The organism is Vibrio sp. 811 (assembly GCF_033339195.1).
The window spans coordinates 1-828 of the sequence record NZ_JAWOUB010000243.1 but is presented as its reverse complement, the minus strand read 5'-3'; the positions used below and the strand labels follow the sequence as shown (position 1 = coordinate 828).

Genomic DNA, 828 nt, shown 5'->3' with positions numbered 1-828 from the left:
TTGGCGCAATTGATAAAGATGGCTACCTCACCATTCAAGGTCGCAAAAAAGACACGTTCAAAACCGCCAAGGGCAAATTTGTCTCTCCAGTACCGATTGAGAAAAAACTCTTCGAGTACAGCCGTGTAGAAATGATGTGCCTGATTGGCTTAGGTTTACCTGGCCCTATTCTTCTCGTAGTGCCGCATGATTTTCCTCATTTCGACAAAGAGCGTTATGCTCGTACGACAAGAAAAGTCATTGCGCGCATGAATCAAGAATTGGCCTCTCATGAGCAGATCAAAGGCGTATTGATGATCAAAGAGCCATGGAGTATTGAAAATGGTGTGTTGACACCAACACTTAAAATCAAACGTCATGTATTGGAACAAAAATACCACGAGCTTGGCCACAACTGGCCGAAAGATGAATTAGTCTTGTGGGAAGAAGACTTGTAACCAAGCAAAGCACTCCTCAAAGCCATTGGGGAGTGCTCTTTATTCTTGCTTCAAACTACTCTCTCCAAAATGGTTTGCTGACTTCATCACGAATCTCATTCGCTTCTAATCCGATGTCATCCCACAAATGTTCAGGTAAGTCCTTCAAGTGTCGGCGCGTCCGATAGTTCCTTCGCCAAACAACCAGTTTAGAATAAATTAACTGTAACCAAGTCTGACGACTGACTGGGATCACTTGTTCACAAGTTTGCGTCACGTTTTCCATGTTTCGGCTTCCTATTACAATATTGACCAGTTAATAATCGGAGACTACGCTGATATCCTCAAACGATAGAATCTGCCATAGAGTTAAGGAAAACTAATGTGAAAGAGCGGATGCCACCATTACAGG

The 828-nt window shown here is 43.1% G+C and carries 1 protein-coding gene and 1 pseudogene; one reads left to right on the top strand and one right to left on the bottom strand.

Translation table 11 applies throughout. The features are described 5' to 3' along the window. Positions 1-437 (top strand): annotated as a pseudogene (locus tag R7Q46_RS26105) (AMP-dependent synthetase); the annotation flags it as partial. A gap of 55 nt (positions 438-492) precedes the next feature. Here R7Q46_RS26105 and R7Q46_RS26100 read toward each other — a convergent pair. After that, complete coding sequence (locus R7Q46_RS26100; RefSeq protein ID WP_005456575.1) at positions 493-702, bottom strand: DUF1127 domain-containing protein; 210 nt, start codon at positions 700-702, stop codon at positions 493-495. Positions 703-828: the final 126 nt, after the last annotated feature.